A 15,844-nucleotide genomic window follows, 5' to 3' on the forward strand; every position below is an offset into this window, starting at 1 on the left:
TCGGAGGTAAAATGTGATTTTCATTACAGTCGTTTACTTTCTCAAAAATACAAAATGTATCCAAATATGTATCCATAATTATAGTAAAATATGAAAAAATCTATTAGCATCGATTATCAATTAAACCAATAAAATTAGGTGTTTGTAGAATAAAATACAGGTAATAAGAGACCTCATCATAGATAGTATTTTAGTCCTCCCGGGGTCACTACAAGCAGAAACCACGCCAACGGCGTGGTTTCTTGTTTCAAATAGCGTTGAAAACTTGTTTTCAAAAGCGATTTGAAACAAGAAACACAATGCGACAGCATTGGTTTCTATTTACACAGGCGAGCCAACTGAGGATCACGCAGTAATCCGATTGGTATCAAAAGCGATTTGAATTAAGGATTATCCCGCGCACCATCTGGCCCCTCACTAAAATTGATCCACCGGATCAATTTTACGTGTTCGGTCCCTATTTGCACAGGCGAGCCAACTGAGGATCACGCAGTAATCCTATTCGTATCAAAAGTTGATATTTATCATTGTTGAGAATTTTACCCCAGCTTACTTTTGGGCCAGGTAATGAGTAATACTAATGGATATGGAGCAGTGTACCCACTGTGGTGATTCTTGCGTTAATGAAACCGTATATCATAAAGAGAAGGCGTTTTGTTGCAATGGTTGTAAAACGGTATATGAGATATTACACGATAACGACTTAAGCTACTATTACGAACTAGAACGAACACCCGGGGTCTCGCCCAGGGAATTTGAACATAAATTCGACTTTCTCGATAATCCATCTATTGCTGAAAAACTCCTGGACTTTAGCGATGAACACACTAATGTGGTTTCATTTGTCATTCCTGCTATCCATTGCAGTTCCTGTATTTGGGTGCTCGAGAACCTTAATAAATTACAACCTGCTGTTCAGGCGTCCCAGGTTAATTTTCCCGAAAAGACCATCCGCATTACCTTCAGATCTGATCGACTTAGTTTGAAAGATCTGGTATTACTTCTAAGTAAAATTGGTTACGAACCTTATATCTCCCTTGAAGATTCCAATAAAAAAGACCGGGTTATAGACCGTAGTCTAATCTATAAACTTGGGGTAGCTGGATTTGCTTTTGGAAATGTGATGTTCCTGTCATTTCCCGAATATTTTGAGGTAAATGAGTTCTGGCTGGACCGGTTCAAACCGCTTTTTCGCTGGCTAATGTTCGCATTTTCGGTTCCGGTTGTACTGTACTCTGCCCAGGATTATTTCATATCGGCTTTTAAAGGATTACGATCTAAGATCTTGAATATCGACGTCCCCATCGCACTAGGTATCCTGGTACTTTTTGTAAGAAGCACCATGGAGATCGTCTTTAACTGGGGTACCGGATTTTTCGATAGCCTTACAGGCCTGGTATTTTTCTTGCTCGTTGGGAAATTCTTTCAGCAGAAAACCTACAATTATCTCTCTTTCGAACGAGATTACAGGTCGTATTTCCCTATTGCCGTAACACGCCTTAACAATACTTCCGAAGAAATTTCAGAAGAACAAATAGAAGTATATGAGATAAAGAAGGGTGACAGGATCCTGGTGCGAAATAACGAATTGTTGCCGGTTGATGGCATACTTATAAAAGGAAATGCGCTAATTGACTATAGCTTTGTTACGGGCGAATCTGAGGCCGTTGCACGTAAGAGCGGCGATAAACTATATGCCGGAGGGAAGCAACAGGCAGGTGTTCTGGAAGTAGAAGTTCTCAAACCAGTTGAACAAAGTTATCTCACCCAATTATGGAGCAATGAGATTTTTGGTAAGGATCACCTGAGTATTTTTCAATCGCTTACAGACAGTATTTCTAAACGATTTACAATAGCCATCCTGGGGATAGCATTTTTGTCTACTTTCTTCTGGTTGCTTTACGATCCTTATAAAGCCTTCAATGTGTTCACAGCCGTACTCATTGTGGCCTGCCCATGTGCCATAGCCCTTGCTGCTCCGTTCACCCTGGGAAATTTGTTGCGCATCTTCGGAAGGATGAAATTCTATGTAAAAGAAGCTTCTGTTATCGAGAAGATCGCAGCAGTGGACACGGTGGTTTTCGACAAGACCGGAACCCTTACCAGCGGAAGTGGACATCATATTATCTACGAGGGAGTGGCCTTAACCCCGGAAGAAACAGAATTACTTAACAGCACGCTAAGAGCCTCTAATCATCCTTTAAGCAGGTCTTTGTACGAAATGCTGGAGGTTCACAACATCAGGACGCTCGATGCTTTCGAAGAGCAGGTAGGAAAAGGGATTGAGGCGTCTGTTGATAAACAGCTAATAAGAGTGGGCTCTTATAGTTTTGTTTCTGAAGGAGATACTTCGGAACATTTGCCAATTACAACCGCAAATAAGACAACGGTTCATATTAGCAGCAATAACCTGTATAAAGGGTGTTACATTTTTCAGAACCATTACAGGGAAGGCCTTTCGGAAGTACTTAGTTCTATTTCCGAAGACAAAGAAGTGGTGATCCTGTCCGGTGATAATGACGGCGAACGGGAACATCTGGAACATTTACTTCCGAAGAAAACAAAGATGTATTTCGGTAAGAAACCAGAGGACAAATTAGCATTTATAAAAGAGCTTCAGAAGCAAGGGAAAAAAGTGATGATGGTGGGAGATGGGTTAAACGATGCCGGTGCATTAAAACAGAGTAATGTAGGTATTGCAATTGCCGAAAATGTAAACGTTTTCTCTCCAGCCTGTGATGCGATCCTGGATGCAGGCCAGTTTGAAAAACTAACAGATTTTTTCCGACTGTCCAAAACCGGTATTAAAATTATCAAGTGGAGTTTCGTACTCTCATTGATCTATAATATTGTAGGGCTCGGTTTTGCAGTGACAGGGCACCTGGCTCCTGTTGTTGCTGCGATTCTTATGCCGCTAAGCTCGATCAGCATTGTGATATTCACAACGGTTGCCACGCGATTTCATGGCGATCGATTATTAAAAAATAATAAGTCTTAACCTGACGAATGTCATTTTAGGAGGCAGACAGTCCGGTTATTTTTACACCTTGATTTCAAATAGGTATGAGTATTATTTATGTCTTAGTAAGTATTAGTGTGATCGTGGCACTTGGCTTCTTTATAGCCTTTGTGGTTTCGGTTAGAAAAGGGCAGTACGACGATACTTACACTCCCTCTATACGTATGTTATTTGAGGATGAAATCGTAAAAGACCCGAATAAAGATCAACCAATAGAAACAAACGATAAGCACTAATTATGGAAGTAGAGAAGTTTTATTACGATAATAAGATCGTAAAGAGTTTTTTATATGCCACCATCTTCTGGGGCATCATAGGAATGTCCGTCGGTTTAATACTGGCGTTTATGTTTTTATTCCCAAACATGACCGATGGAATTTCATGGCTGAGTTTCGGGAGATTACGTCCGTTGCATACCAATGCTGTGATCTTCGCTTTTGTGGGGAACGCCATCTTTGCCGGAGTATACTACTCGTTACAGCGACTGTTAAAGGCACGAATGTGGAGCGATTTTCTAAGTAAGGTTAATTTTTGGGGATGGCAATTGATCATCGTAGCCGCCGCCATTACACTCCCTTTAGGGTATTCCACTTCAAAAGAGTATGCCGAGTTGGAATGGCCAATTGATATTGCCATTGCCCTTGTGTGGGTAGCCTTTGGTGCAAATATGATCGGGACCATACTAAAAAGGAGACAGAGACACCTGTATGTGGCCATTTGGTTCTACCTGGCAACTTTTGTTACCGTTGCGGTGTTACACATTGTAAATAGTATCGAAATACCCGTTTCTGCGTTTAAAAGTTATTCTGTTTATGCGGGTGTTCAGGATGCACTGGTACAGTGGTGGTATGGGCATAACGCGGTGGCGTTCTTCCTTACTACACCATTCCTGGGCCTTATGTATTATTTTGTGCCTAAGGCGGCTAACAGGCCAGTATATTCGTATAAACTGTCCATCGTACATTTCTGGTCTCTTATTTTTATTTACATCTGGGCCGGGCCGCACCATTTACTGTATTCGGCCTTGCCAGACTGGGCACAGAACCTGGGCGTTGCCTTTTCGGTTATGCTAATTGCACCATCCTGGGGAGGGATGATAAATGGACTGCTCACCCTTAGGGGAGCCTGGGATAAAGTAAGAACGAGCCCTGTGTTGAAATTTATGGTAGTAGCGATCACCGGGTATGGGATGGCCACATTTGAAGGTCCTATGCTGTCTCTTAAAAACGTGAATGCCATTGCCCACTTTACAGACTGGATCATTGCTCACGTGCATGTGGGTGCCCTGGCCTGGAACGGATTTCTAACCTTTGGGATGATCTATTGGTTAATTCCAAAATTATTTAAAACCACGCTCTGGAGCAAAGGCTGGGCTAACGCGCATTTCTGGATAGGTACCCTTGGTATCATTATGTATGCCTTACCTATGTATGTGGCAGGTTTTGTGCAGGCTTTTATGTGGAAACAATTTAATCCCGATGGTACTCTTGTTTACGGTAACTTCCTGGAAACCGTAAGTGAGATCATCCCAATGTACTGGATGAGAGCCATTGGAGGAAGCCTGTTTATTCTAGGTGCTATCATGATGTTGGTGAACGTTATACAAACGGTAAGACGAGGAACCGCAGTAACCGATGAATTGGCAGAGGCAGCACCATTAAAGCGAGTCACCAAGCATAAAACAGCTAAAGAAGGGTACCACACCTGGTTGGAAAGAAGACCGGTCAAGCTTACAATTTATGCTACCATCGCTATCCTTATTGGAGGTGTTGTTCAAATTATTCCTTCATTAATGGTAGACGACTACGTACCAAAGATCACCAGCGTAAAACCATATACGCCACTGGAACTGGAAGGAAGGGACATTTATATCAGGGAAAGTTGTAATGCCTGTCATTCGCAAATGATACGCCCATTCCGAAGTGAAGTGGAACGTTATGGCGAATACTCCAAATCCGGTGAGTATGTATATGATCACCCCTTCTTATGGGGTAGTAAACGTACCGGGCCGGATCTGTTCCGGGTAGGAGGTAAATATTCAGACAACTGGCACTTTAACCATTTTTACGATCCACAGTCCACCTCTTCAGGTTCTATAATGCCCTCATACAAATGGCTTATTCGCAATGAGCTTGATAAATCCCTTACAGAGAAAAAAATGGAAGCTATGGTGAGTCTGGGGGTACCCTATACCGAAGAGGAGATCGGTAGGGCTCAGGAGTGGATGCTGGAACAGGGAACACAGATAGAACAAAACCTGTTTAGCGATCCCGATTTCCAGAAAACTTATGAAGCCGATAAACAGGCTGCCGCCGAAAGCGGACAAGAGTTCGTCGATATGCGTAACAGGGAAGTTGTGGCTTTGATAGCCTATCTCCAACGTTTAGGAACGGATATAAAAGTAAAAACGAACGAAGAGGTATCTTCAAATAACTAAGAGCGCTATGTTGAAATTTATAAAAGGAAATCTCGAAAATATAGACGGCGTAGCGATCTATCCGATCATCTCGCTACTGATATTCTTTGTCTTCTTTGTCCTGCTATTTTGGTGGGTGTTAACTGCCAAAAAACAATACATCAAAGAAGTAAGTAATATCCCATTAGAAGAAGACAACACTAACAACAAATTACAATTATGAAATCATTCGCATCATATTTACGGGTCATCGGGTTTATGATGATCGCTTTTTTGCTACTGGAATTCACGATCGATTCCGGCGACCAGATGGCCATTGTAAAATATCCTATTATCTGGGGGGTTCTCGCCATGTTGATTCTATTCGCTGTGGCGGTTGAAGTTATTACCGAATCACTTCGATCTATCCTATTCCGGGGTTTAAGCCCTGAAGCCCGGGAGAAATTCATCGCAAATGAAAAGGTGCGGAAGGCCAACCAGTTTGCAGGGATAAAAAGGATCTATACTAACCTAAAGGGGTCGAAACCACTTGAGGAAGAAGGTGAGATCGTCCTGGATCATAATTACGACGGCATTAGAGAATTAGATAATAAGCTTCCGCCATGGTGGCTGTACGGATTTTATATCACCATCATATTTGCCGTAGTGTACCTGTCGCGATACCATATTTTTAACGGGACTCCACAAGCTGTCGAGTTTGAGCAGGAGATGGAAGACGCTCGCCTTGCTATTGAAGAATACAAGAAAACAGCTAAGGACCTTGTAGATGTAAACACAGTAGTTCTGCTTACAGACCCAGCCGATCTAAGCGCCGGGGAAGCTATCTTCAACACAAATTGTGTGGCCTGCCATAAAGCCGATGGCGGTGGAGGTATTGGCCCAAATCTAACCGATGAATACTGGATCCTGGGAGGTGGAATAAAGAATGTGTTCAATACGATCTCTGAAGGAGGCCGTGATGGGAAGGGAATGGTTTCGTGGAAAACCGAACTAAAACCCGTTGAGATGGCACAGGTGGCCAGTTACCTTTTAACTTTCCAGGGTACTACCCCGGCCGAGCCAAAAGCACCGGAAGGAGAGCTATGGGTAGACCCAGATGCCAATACACCTAACGAAGAGGATGCCAAGGAAGTTGTTGTAGATTCTACGACTGCCGGAATAGGCATGATCGAGAACTAAGAGGAGACCATAACATAAAAACCCTGATATGTAACGGAAGGATAATCTTAACAAAATTTAGCTTTGGAAACACCGGAAGATGAAAGATTTAGGGATAGTATAGCAACTATAAATAAGGAAGGGAAACGCGCCTGGATATATCCGAAGAAACCTTCAGGATGGTTTTACGAGAAGCGTAAACTGGTAAGCTATGTTTTACTGGCCTTTCTGTTTGCTGCGCCATTTATAAAAATAGGAGGAAACCAGTTCATCCTTATCAATGTACTGGAACGGAGGTTCAATATTTTCGGATTCCCGTTCTGGCCTCAGGATTTTCACCTGTTCGTGATCATGATGATCATAGGTGTAATATTCGTTGTTTTCTTTACTGTGGCCTTTGGAAGGATATTCTGTGGTTGGATGTGCCCTCAAACTATATTTATGGAAATGGTCTTCCGGCGGATCGAATATTGGATAGAAGGAGACCGTGGGAAGCAGATCCGGCTGGATAAACAGAAATGGAATGCCGAAAAGATCAGGAAACGAGTGATCAAGTGGTTCTTGTTCTTTGTTATCTCCTTTCTAATAGCGAATATCTTCCTGGCCTATTTAATAGGATCAGATAAACTAATAGAATACATAACCGAAGGACCGCTGGAGAATCTTAACACCCTTATCTCTCTACTTACTTTTACCGCGGTATTCTACTTCATCTTTGCCTGGTTCAGAGAACAGGTATGTATCATTGCTTGTCCGTATGGCCGTTTGCAGGGAGTACTACTCGATAACAAATCGATCGTAGTTGCTTATGATCATAAACGAGGTGAAAAGGAAAAAGGGCGGGCAAAATTCAAGAAGAATGAAGATCGGGCCGCCTCGGGCAAAGGGGATTGTATAGATTGTTTTCAATGTGTGCACGTTTGTCCTACCGGGATAGATATTAGAAACGGAACTCAATTAGAATGTGTTAATTGTACTGCCTGTATCGATGCCTGCGACCATATGATGGAGCAGGTAGATCTACCAAAGGGTTTAATTAGATATGCCAGTGAGGACAATATAGAGAAGAAGGCCAAATTTAAATTTTCAGCCAGGCTAAAAGGCTATTCGGCTGTCTTGGTCATTCTCATAGGAGTGTTTATAGGGATGTTATTCCTTAGGAATGATGTGGAAGCCAGGGTACTTCGCCTACCAGGCCAATTATACGAAAGGCTGGACAACAATATCATTAGCAATGTCTATACATTTAAATTGGTGAACAAGACTACAGAGGAGATACAGGATATTCGCTTCGAATTAATGTCGCATGAAGGAACCATCCGCCTGGTTAAAAACCACAACTTTAGCCTGGAATCTCAGGGACTCGCAGAAGGAACTCTGTTTATCGAAATACGTGCCAGCAACATCACCGGGGATAAAGACAATATAAAAATAGGAGTTTACAGTGGTGATAAACTCATTGAAACCACGAAAACAGCCTTCCTGGGGCCAAGAACATATAATTAAACTTTAAAGTTATGAAGATCAACTGGGGTACTGGAATTGTAATTGGAATGGTACTATTTATTGGATTTATCATGTTCATGGTAGTAACAATGATGACCAATAATGAATATGATCACGATCTCGTTACCGAGGCTTATTACGAAAAGGATTTGAAATACCAGCAGGAGATCGATGCCGAGGAAAACACGAATAACTTTTCAGAAAGAATAGTTGGAGAAAAAACTTCAGAAGGATGGCAGCTTAGCTTTCCAAAGGAGATCGATCCGGAAAAGATCGAAGGAAAAGTGTTCCTGTACAGACCGTCTAATAAGCGATTGGATTTTTACTTACCCATAGTTATATCCAATGCTCAATTACTCATACCTGATGAACGTTTATTGGACGGTCGCTGGAACATTACCGTGGACTGGAGATACGAGGGACAGCATTATATGTATAAAGAATCGATAGTATATTAATTATGCTCTGGTCTGGTTTCATTTTAGGACTATTAGGTAGTTTTCACTGCGTGGGAATGTGCGGCCCTATTGCTTTTGTATTGCCCCTGGACAGGAAAAGCAGAACCAGGAGGTTTTGGCAGATCTTACTTTACCATACCGGCCGGATCTTTACCTATAGCTTGATCGGACTCCTTTTTGGCATATTGGGAAGAGGGCTGTATCTCTTCGGACTACAACAAAAGATCTCGATACTTACCGGGGTCTTGATGATTGGAGCTGTGATCCTGGCCGCGTTCTCTATAAAGACCAACCGATTTACCAACCCATTGTATAGGATCATCTCAAAATTAAAGAACAAATTAGGAATTGCTCTTAAGAAGAAATCTCCAGACACATTTCTCACCATCGGGTTCCTAAACGGATTTCTGCCATGCGGATTGGTTTATATGGCAGTTTTTGGGGCCCTGGCAGCTGGTAACCTGTTTCAAAGCAGCCTTTATATGATCCTATTTGGACTGGGAACGGTTCCGCTAATGACCACCGCTGTGTATTTTGGAAACTTTCTCACGCTTCGGTTACGACAAAGGATTAGAAAAGTAATACCGGTTTTTGTAGTGGTGATAGGTGTATTATTTATCCTTCGGGGAATGGGGCTTGGAATTCCTTATATATCCCCTAAACGAGTATCAAAGGAGGTCAATGCCGAAATGGAATGTCACTCGGTTGTAGGATCTGCAGACTTATATAAATTTAATTTCGAAGATTATGAACGTACTTAAAATACCTTTAGTAGATTGGGGAAATGGCGTTATTATGATTGGCGTTTTCGCATTAGTAGTTATTATTCTTGTTGGCGTAACCATTTCATTGATGAGCCAGGGGAAGAACAACGATAAAGAATAAATAAAACGGGAGCAAACCAATCAATTGCATCCCGTTTTACGCTTCTAACTAATAAACCAAATTAAACCGTCATTGAGAAAAGTTGCGTTTCGGGTTTATTACGTTGTAAACGCAAATCGAACCCCATACATACATTCCTAACAAACGGTTTACCTTTATCGGTAACCAGCAAATGGTCACCATATATTTCAATCAACCCATCTTGTTCCATTTCCTGCAACCGGATAATCGTCTCGGCTAATTCGGGGAATTTCATGGACTCTTCTCGCCATGATGTTTTAAAATGACACATGATATTTAAGATATGCGATCGAATTATAAGATCTTCGGTGGTTAATAAATGACCGCGGTACACCGGCAGCACATCATTTTCCAGTAGATTTTGATATTCTTCAACCCCTTTTACATTTTGAGCGAAACTATACCAGCTATCGCTGATCGCCGAAACACCTAGGCCTATCATCACCTGGGTTTTGGAAGCCGTATAACCCATAAAATTTCTATGAATGCGGTTGGCTTGCATGGCAAGGGTCAATGCTTCATCCGGTAAGGCGAAATGGTCCATTCCTATCTCTACATATCCTGCGTCGAGAAGTAAGGCCTTGCCCGTTTCGTATTGCACTCTTTTTTCGCCGGGAGTAGGTAAATCTGTTTCCTTATAGCCTCTTTGCCCATTTCCCTTCATCCAGGGAACATGAGCGTAACTGTAAAAGGCGATTCTATCTGGCCTAAGTTCTCTTGTTCTTTCAATGGTGTGAATAACATGTTCTTTCGTTTGGAATGGCAGGCCATAAATGATATCATGACCCACAGAAGTGAACCCGTGTTCACGCGAAGTTTCGGTAACGAATTTCACATTCTCAAAGGGCTGAATACGACGGATCGCTTTTTGTACAGTTTCGTTATAATCCTGAACTCCGTAGCTCACGCGTGTAAAACCCAATGAAGCTAAGGTTTTCAAATGTTCTTCGGAAGTGTTATTAGGATGGCCTTCGAAGCTTAGTTCTGCCTCCATCGGTTTTTTTGTTCTTCTGAAGATACCTTCCAGTAAAAGCTGAAGATGCTGTGCCGAAAAGAAAGTGGGCGTTCCACCACCAATGTGTAACTCTTTTACGATAGGCTTTTCTCCGAGCAGGTCCAGATAAAGTTGCCATTCCTTTATTAGGGACTTGATATAGGGAATCTCCACATCGTGATTTCGTGTAATTCTTTTAGTGCATCCGCAAAACGTACACATGCTCTCACAAAATGGCAGGTGAATATAGAGGCTTATCCCTTCCTCTTTACTCTCCAGATAACTTTTTCGCAAGGTGTTCTTCCATCCTTTTAGTGAAAAAGAATTGTTATTCCAGTATGGCACCGTAGGATAACTTGTATACCTCGGGCCGGGGACATTGTATTTAGTAACTAGGTCTAAGTGCATGGTTCGGCAGTTAATAGGATACCGATAAAACAAAACTAAGGGGCCTAGCTTTTAAAATATATGACAAATGTCAGCTTATAAATCTCTTTCTAAATTTTTAACTGCTGAAAAATTGTGTATTTTCATTGCTATTAAAATTTTTTTGAATGAATAAGATATTAGGAATTGGCTCGCGAATAGATCATCCCGAATACGGAAAGGGAGTTGTAACCAACGTAACTGCAAAAATGTATTGGGTTACTTTCATCGATAGGGGCCTGGAAACCATCGATGTAGCAGACACATTTGAAGTGATAGAAGCTGCCGAAGACGAAGTAGATACCGTTAGTTTTTATGAAGTTGAAAAGAGTCTGCGGGACATACTAAAAAAATGGAGTGATGTTAGCGAGATCGTTCCAATAGCCGATAAATATCGCGGAGGTACTATGATTCTTAAGCCTAAGGATATATCGCTGTCTGATAAGGAGATCCCTATCGAGACCTTTTTCCATAAGATTGTAATGTTAAGAGATCGATTACGGGTAATGGAGCAAAAAATCAACTCGAGTAAAAATCTGGACGATCAGGAAAAAGTTGACCTTCAGCAGTACATTACCCGATGCTATGGAAGTTTAACCACCTTCAATGTGTTGTTCAAAAATAATTCTCAAAATTTCAAGGGAGACAGTTCCAAAAAGTAATAAATAGACGATTTAAAACGTTTTTATTCAGGTAATTACCTTAAATAGGTGATTATTCGGTATATTTCTTATCCCAATTCTTTATGATGATACTTTTACAAGCCGATGAAAATGCAACTTGGTTGGCTCCATACGCCTATGGGGTGGTGATCATCATCATATTAATTGCTATTTTCAGGGCCTTCGAGAATTGGTATGCCAACCGTTTTAACCGGCCATTATTTAGACATTATCTCGTATACAAAAAACTAAAACCCGAACAAATTAAGGTTCTGGAAGAAGACTTTCTCTTTTACAGGAAACTCTCTAATAAATACAAAAGGCAATTCAGGCATAGGGTAGCAACTTTTATTCAAGATAAAAAATTTGTGGGAAGGGAAGGACTGGTAGTATCCGATAGGATGAAGGTCCTCATTGCGGCTGTTGGCTGTATGCTTAGTTTTGGACGAAAAAATTACGAATACGGACTTATTGATTTCATACTGGTGTACCCCGGAGAATTCTACAGTACGATGAACGACTCACATCACAAAGGTGAGTTTAACCCAAGAGAAAAAGCGCTTGTGCTAAGTTGGAAAGATTTTGAAGAAGGCTACAAGATCACTAACGATAATTTCAATCTGGGAATACATGAGTTTATGCATGCCATGCAGCTGGAAGCCAGGCAACGTTCGGATATAGATTCGTCCAGATTCTCCAGGCAATTTCAGAATATATTAAAGAGACTTACCAACGAAGAAGTAAAACACAAGTTGGACGAAACACGATATTTTCGCGAATATGCTTTTACCAATCAATACGAGTTCATGGCTGTGTTAGCCGAGTATTTTATCGAGTCACCGGAAGAATTTAAAAAGCATTTTCCCACACTTTATAAATACACCCAGAATCTACTTAATTTCAGGTATGCTGGCTATTAACCTTCTGTTTTATATTACGGGTGATGATCTTGGCATGTATCCTGCTGTTTTCGATAAACCACTTGTGAGTTTCCATTCCTCCGCATATCACTCCGGCCAGGTATAATCCGGGGACATTAGATTCCATCGTTTCGGGATCGTAAGTAGGAAAGTAATTCCCGTCATCTGAAAGTTGAATGCCCAAAGATCTTAAAAATTTAAAATTGGGCTTGTAACCGGTAAGAGCTACCACAAAATCATTTTCGATTATTTGTCGCCCGTTGGGCGTTTCAATTATTACCTCTTTCTCTTTAATTTCTATGATCTCGGCATTGAAGAGTGCTTTTATACTACCTTCTGCGATGCGGTTCTCAATGTCCGGTTTCACCCAGTATTTTACCCGCTCGCCAATTTGGGGTCCTCTCACGACCATGGTCACTTCTCCTCCTTTACGCCATATTTCCAGAGCCGCATCCACCGCCGAATTACTAGCACCAACCACCACGGTCTTCTGCAGAATGTAGGGATGTGCCTCTTTAAAATAATGAGATACCTTAGGCAAGTCTTCTCCAGGAACGTTTAGTAATTTGGGTATATCGTAAAAACCCGTACTTACAATTATATTTTGGGCGGTATAGGTTGATTTATCAGATCGAACAGTAAAAACGTCTCCATTCTTTTCAACCGAAACTATCTTTTCGTACAACTTAATATTGAGTTCATGGGAGGTAGCGACCCGGCGATAATATTCCAGGGCTTCGTCTCTATTTGGTTTGGGCTTTGTACTTATAAATGGAATATCATCGATCTCCAGTTTTTCTGAAGTTGAAAAAAAGGTCATGTTCAGTGGATAGTTATACAACGAATTGGTAAGTGCTCCTTTTTCTATTACAACATAAGATAGCTTGTTCTTCTTACATTCCAGCGCACAGGCAATACCTATCGGGCCGGCACCAATTATCAATACATCTGCAACTGTTTTCAATACGGATCGTTTCTTGCAAAGATACAAAAAGCCCAACTCTATTTATAAACAGAGCCGGGCCTAAACCTACTTATCCAACAGCGGTTTACTTAGTCTTCACTATGATTTTTTGTGTTAATTTTCGTCCGTTTTTTGATGCTGAAATAAAATATATTCCTTCTGTCAAGTGAGAGGCATTCCATTCACTGCTTATGCTGGTAAGGGTTTCTACTAGTTTTCCGTGTTCCGTGTATATATAGAAAGTATCGAATGTAGCCAGGGCCTTCTGTGAAAATTGAAATAAAGTTCCAATCGTGGGAGTCACCATCACTAATTCAAGGGCGTTCTCCCCCACGGACAAAGGGATGTCGTCGCGTATAACGATCGCATTTGGTGTCTCTAAAATACCGGTATCGACAAAATTCTCAATGAAGTTATACGAGCTATCATATCTGCGCACAGATCCATCAGATCCTACGCCAATGAGAATATCTCCATTGGGGAAGAAGGCAAAACCTTCGCACCCATTTACCCCTGTGATAAGATCTTCCACAAAATTTCCTAAGGAGTCAAACCTTTTTACAATCCCACTGTTGTAATTAAAAACTATTAGATCGCCACCCGGTTCGAAGAAGATATTCGTTGGGCCTGAAAGACCTGTATTGATAAATGGTCCCATATTCATACCAGTTGAGCCGTCATATTTCTGCACCACATTACCTCCATAGGAAGAAACATATAGATCACCATTGCTATCCCAATCTATTCCAATACTCTGTGCAAGTCCCGTGCCGGTAAAATTACCTAAGGGAGTACCGTCGAGTTCGAAACGAAGCACCTGGTTTACGGTATTACTCCATTGCAGCACATATAATTTGCCATCGGGACCTACCTTCATCCGGGTAGGACCTCCCAGGCCTTCAGCAAAATTTTCCACATAGTTTCCTGTATCCCACTGGTGTTTGGTGATGCGTCCTAAGGGGCCTAGATTAGATATCAGCACTTGCTGTTCACTATCGAGGAAAATTATATCCTGTGGCCATACGATTCCGTCCGTATCGCTCATAAGAGCTCCTTCAAAGTTTCCGTTCTCATCAAATTTTGCGATCTGCCAGGGGCCGGTATTAAAATTTCCGGCATCGCTTACATATACAGCTAAGTTTTGTGCGCTTAACCCTGAAAAAGCCAGGATAATGAGGAGGGTACATAAAAGTCTAAGTTTTTTCATAGTTTTTATTTTTAAAGGTTCTGTTACCGAATATCCCCAGAATCATGCGAAATTCGGTGTGATTTTATAATTACTTACTCTTCATTTAAAAATCAAGACTTGTGGTCTTTGATTTTAAATTGAGATGGCGTACATCCGTATTTTCTTCTGAAAGCACTGTAAAACGTCGCCTTATTGTTAAATCCAACTTCGTAATAAATGTTCTGAATGGAAAGGTCTGTTGCTTCACGTAGTAATTCTTCGGCTTCAGCCAGACGATAATCGTTGATGAACTGATTGAAGTTCTTACCCGATTTATCGTTGATCACTTTAGACAACAAGTGAGTAGAGAACCCCAGGCGATCGGCAAGATGGACCAAGCGAAGTTCGTTCTCAATATAGGGTTTCTTGGTTTCCATATAGTTGGTCACATTTTTATATAGCTCGTTAAGCAGGGATTGCTCGAAACTTTCTTTTTTATTCTGAAGCGGAATGAACAACTGCTTGTAAAACTCTCCGTCGAAGACCTTGGGTTGTTTAAAAATAAAGAAACCTATGGTGTAAATAGAAGCAGTCATCATCAGGGAGATACAATAATCCCATTCACTATTAAAGAATGGAAATCGAACGAGAACGAAATACGCAGCATACGAAAAGATGAACAGGCTATATAAGGTAACCAGGATCACAGCCCATCGATGCCGTAATCTCAGGTATTGTGTGGTTCGGCTGGGAGCCGACTTTATAAGGCGAATGATCAAAAAAGTATAAAGTGACATATGCCCTACAACTAACCATGGGTTCCTGGCCAGGTATAGCAAGGGAACTTCTATTTCGGTCCATCCCAGGTACTTCATCCAGATCACCACATTTGGAATTAACAGGATACCTGCTGGAATAAAGTGAAGTATCATATTAAACTTGTGATTATTCTTGTACAGATTCACAAAATATAAAAGCAACAAGGGACCGGTGGCATAGTAGCATATTTGCGGAACAAACCTGAGGTATGGAAAGACGTATTGATAGTTTGTCCAGTACAGCACATACTGAAACAGGATTATGGAAAAAGCGAGTACAAGGAAAGCAATGGGGTAGTTCTTTTTATTTTTCCCGGAGATCAGTAGTACAAAGAGAAATAACCCCATCGCAACTGCGATCAGGAACATCGATGTCCAGGTATCGAATGAGGGAGTTTGCTGCATAACCAAATATAGGTGTGAAAGTAA

15 protein-coding genes are annotated in these 15,844 nt (G+C 41.3%); 11 read left to right on the forward strand and 4 right to left on the reverse strand.

All coding sequences use genetic code 11. The annotated features are described in order from the left end of the window. Positions 1-586: 586 nt before the first annotated feature. The 9 genes from C5O00_RS08605 (at position 587) to C5O00_RS14560 (ending at position 9,442) form a co-directional block, all read left to right on the forward strand. Positions 587-2,998, forward strand: coding sequence for a heavy metal translocating P-type ATPase (locus C5O00_RS08605; RefSeq protein WP_105217615.1), 2,412 nt, complete (start codon positions 587-589; stop codon positions 2,996-2,998). A 65-nt stretch (positions 2,999-3,063) separates the two neighbouring features. Further along, positions 3,064-3,255 (forward strand): cbb3-type cytochrome oxidase assembly protein CcoS, encoded by a 192-nt coding sequence (ccoS, locus tag C5O00_RS08610; protein WP_105216472.1) that lies wholly within the window; start codon positions 3,064-3,066, stop codon positions 3,253-3,255. A 2-nt stretch (positions 3,256-3,257) separates the two neighbouring features. Continuing rightward, positions 3,258-5,456, forward strand: a complete 2,199-nt coding sequence (ccoN, locus tag C5O00_RS08615) for a cytochrome-c oxidase, cbb3-type subunit I (protein ID WP_105216473.1) — start codon at positions 3,258-3,260, stop codon at positions 5,454-5,456. A 7-nt stretch (positions 5,457-5,463) separates the two neighbouring features. Further along, on the forward strand, positions 5,464-5,658 hold the full coding sequence (locus C5O00_RS08620) for a CcoQ/FixQ family Cbb3-type cytochrome c oxidase assembly chaperone (protein ID WP_105216474.1): 195 nt from the start codon (positions 5,464-5,466) through the stop codon (positions 5,656-5,658). After that, positions 5,655-6,614: a cbb3-type cytochrome c oxidase N-terminal domain-containing protein gene (locus C5O00_RS08625; protein ID WP_105216475.1), complete on the forward strand. Its 960-nt coding sequence runs from the start codon at positions 5,655-5,657 to the stop codon at positions 6,612-6,614. The genes C5O00_RS08620 and C5O00_RS08625 overlap by 4 nt, the downstream gene beginning before the upstream one ends. A 63-nt stretch (positions 6,615-6,677) precedes the next feature. Continuing rightward, a complete protein-coding gene (gene ccoG, locus C5O00_RS08630) occupies positions 6,678-8,099 on the forward strand; it encodes a cytochrome c oxidase accessory protein CcoG (RefSeq protein ID WP_105216476.1) in 1,422 nt (473 codons plus the stop codon). An 11-nt stretch (positions 8,100-8,110) separates the two neighbouring features. After that, positions 8,111-8,557 (forward strand): FixH family protein, encoded by a 447-nt coding sequence (locus tag C5O00_RS08635; protein ID WP_105216477.1) that lies wholly within the window; start codon positions 8,111-8,113, stop codon positions 8,555-8,557. Between the two features lie 2 nt (positions 8,558-8,559). Further along, the gene (locus tag C5O00_RS08640) at positions 8,560-9,318 is read left to right on the forward strand and encodes a sulfite exporter TauE/SafE family protein (RefSeq protein WP_105216478.1); all 759 of its coding nucleotides are present in this window, start codon (positions 8,560-8,562) and stop codon (positions 9,316-9,318) included. Then, the gene (locus C5O00_RS14560; protein ID WP_168175937.1) at positions 9,305-9,442 is read left to right on the forward strand and encodes a hypothetical protein; all 138 of its coding nucleotides are present in this window, start codon (positions 9,305-9,307) and stop codon (positions 9,440-9,442) included. The genes C5O00_RS08640 and C5O00_RS14560 overlap by 14 nt, the downstream gene beginning before the upstream one ends. A 61-nt stretch (positions 9,443-9,503) precedes the next feature. Here C5O00_RS14560 and hemN read toward each other — a convergent pair whose 3' ends face one another. After that, positions 9,504-10,865 carry an oxygen-independent coproporphyrinogen III oxidase gene (hemN, locus tag C5O00_RS08645; protein ID WP_105216479.1) on the reverse strand — a complete coding sequence of 454 codons (1,362 nt, stop codon included), beginning with the start codon at positions 10,863-10,865 and terminating at the stop codon, positions 9,504-9,506. A gap of 146 nt (positions 10,866-11,011) precedes the next feature. Here hemN and C5O00_RS08650 point away from each other — a divergent pair, with 146 nt between their 5' ends. Together C5O00_RS08650 and C5O00_RS08655 are read left to right on the forward strand one after the other, a co-directional pair. Continuing rightward, a complete protein-coding gene (locus C5O00_RS08650; RefSeq protein ID WP_105216480.1) occupies positions 11,012-11,545 on the forward strand; it encodes a DUF8685 domain-containing protein in 534 nt (177 codons plus the stop codon). Between the two features lie 83 nt (positions 11,546-11,628). Continuing rightward, complete coding sequence (locus tag C5O00_RS08655; RefSeq protein WP_105216481.1) at positions 11,629-12,465, forward strand: zinc-dependent peptidase; 837 nt, start codon at positions 11,629-11,631, stop codon at positions 12,463-12,465. On the opposite strand, the gene C5O00_RS08660 is transcribed toward C5O00_RS08655, so the two are convergent. From C5O00_RS08660 to C5O00_RS08670, 3 genes are all read right to left on the reverse strand, one after another. After that, positions 12,446-13,429 (reverse strand): YpdA family putative bacillithiol disulfide reductase, encoded by a 984-nt coding sequence (locus tag C5O00_RS08660; protein WP_105216482.1) that lies wholly within the window; start codon positions 13,427-13,429, stop codon positions 12,446-12,448. The two genes, C5O00_RS08655 and C5O00_RS08660, sit on opposite strands and share 20 nt — an antisense overlap. 85 nt (positions 13,430-13,514) lie before the next feature. Further along, positions 13,515-14,636 carry a T9SS type A sorting domain-containing protein gene (locus C5O00_RS08665; protein WP_105216483.1) on the reverse strand — a complete coding sequence of 374 codons (1,122 nt, stop codon included), beginning with the start codon at positions 14,634-14,636 and terminating at the stop codon, positions 13,515-13,517. 92 nt (positions 14,637-14,728) lie between these two features. Next, entirely contained in the window at positions 14,729-15,820 is a 1,092-nt protein-coding gene (locus C5O00_RS08670; protein WP_105216484.1) for an AraC family transcriptional regulator, read from the reverse strand. Positions 15,821-15,844: the final 24 nt, after the last annotated feature.

The sequence above is a fragment of the Pukyongia salina genome, from assembly GCF_002966125.1.
Taxonomy (GTDB): Bacteria; Bacteroidota; Bacteroidia; order Flavobacteriales; family Flavobacteriaceae; genus Pukyongia; species Pukyongia salina.